The sequence below is a fragment of the Pedobacter sp. 10L46_2 genome (assembly GCF_056395165.1).
On the sequence record NZ_JBFTIZ010000493.1, the window covers coordinates 1 to 1705 of the forward strand.

Here is a 1705-nt window from a genome sequence, read left to right on the forward strand (position 1 = left end):
GATATAGAGAATTTAGATTTGGTGGCCAACATAGCTTGTATAATAATTTAGAATTGCGTGTAAAAGTGGCGAATTTTATGAATTATATACTACCTGGTCAATTTGGACTATTGGGTTTTCATGATGTGGGCAGGGTATGGAGAAAAGGAGAAAATTCTGATGTGTGGCATCAGGGGTACGGAGCGGGTTTATATTTTGCTCCGGCATCCTTAACYGTGTTTCGTTTTGTAATGGGCCATTCAAATGAGGGTTGGTATCCTTATGTAGCCATGAAATTCAGATATTAAGAAGTATCAAAATTTGGTAAATTACTTATTTTAGGTAATGGGAAGTGTAAGAAAAGCCGTAATTTAGAACTCTCGTTTGAAAACCATCAAAAATTAGTTGTGATGAAGAAGAATTTTGTATCTAATTCTAGAGAATCTATTAGAATGTTTAAAAACCCACTTTTTGAGGGTTTATCTAAAGTCCCATATTTTGTACCGCTTATTGTGTATGTTCCGGTTGTAGGGTATTTCTCCTGGGTCTCATTCAGCACAAATGGAATCTTAGGTTTTCTTGGATATTTTCTGTTAGGATTATTTATCTGGACCTTAACTGAATATGTGCTTCATCGCTTTGTTTTTCATTTTTATCCAAAGTCTGAATGGGGTAAAAGAATTCACTTTATTTTTCATGGTGTTCATCATGATTATCCAAACGACGCACAGCGACTGGTGATGCCGCCTTCTGCAAGCATACCACTGGCACTGGCATTTTTCTTTCTTTTTAAATGGTTACTTGCTCCGGCCATGCTTGAAGGCTTTTTTGCCGGATTTATTTTTGGTTACTTATGCTACGACATGACGCATTACATGTTGCATCATGCACAATTCAAAAATGCTTTCTGGAAAAAACTTAAGCAACAGCACATGTTGCACCATTATGATGACTCTACAACAAAATATGGGGTGACATCTGATATTTGGGATAAAGTTTTTGGTACCAGATAGGAAACCGCTAATGCTTTAATTTTTTTCCGCGTAGGGGTAAAATAGAAGAGGGGTGTCGGAGGTATTATACCAACTATAAATTACAGAATAGAGTTTTAGTAAAATTACGCAAAGGTTTGCGCAACGTATGTGATTGATATTTTAAAATAAAACAGTTAACTAGCATTAGTTTACAAGACTAAACAATAACTGTTTTATTTTAAATGACCAAACACCCACACATGAACCGACTGTTATCAATAGCTCTGTTGATGATTTGCACCCTCAAATTGTCTGCACAATCCAAAATTTCTATAATTCCTTTACCGGCGAAATTGGAAGAGCGAAAAGGAAGTCTTACGCTAGACAAAAATGTATACATCAGTTATCCTTCAGCTAATTTAAAAGACCTGGCAATTTTTGCCCAATCTTCAATAGAAGAAACTGCGGGAATTAAACCCGAGTTGCGTACAGGCATGTGGATGCAAAGAAAAGCAAAAACCATTAGCCTTAATATTGATTCAAAAGTTACCTCAAAAGAGGGATATGTGCTGGAGGTAAATGCAAATGGCGTTGCTATAAAAGCAGGAACCGAAAATGGTCTTTTTTATGGTATACAAACATTATTACAACTGGTGCCAGTTAATGGAGTTAAGAAGTTGCCTTGTGTTTATATAGAAGATGAACCCCGTTTTAGCTGGAGAGGAATGCTCATGGACAATTGTCGCCATATG

2 protein-coding genes and 1 pseudogene are annotated in these 1705 nt (G+C 36.3%); all 3 read left to right on the top strand.

Annotated elements, in window-relative coordinates; all coding sequences use genetic code 11:
* Positions 1-287: pseudogene (locus AC1DDX_RS27175) on the top strand (BamA/TamA family outer membrane protein); the annotation flags it as partial.
* Positions 288-389: 102 nt separating this feature from the next.
* Positions 390-992 (top strand): sterol desaturase family protein, encoded by a 603-nt coding sequence (locus AC1DDX_RS27180; protein ID WP_172663710.1) that lies wholly within the window; start codon positions 390-392, stop codon positions 990-992.
* Between the two features lie 221 nt (positions 993-1213).
* On the top strand, positions 1214-1705 hold a 492-nt coding region (locus AC1DDX_RS27185), incomplete at its 3' end, for a glycoside hydrolase family 20 zincin-like fold domain-containing protein (protein ID WP_477623003.1).

What these genes read in the sequence shown, in the direction of transcription:
- AC1DDX_RS27180 (WP_172663710.1), top strand. Translation starts at nt 390, where the DNA reads ATGAAGAAGAATTTTGTATCTAATTCTAGAGAATCTATTAGAATGTTT.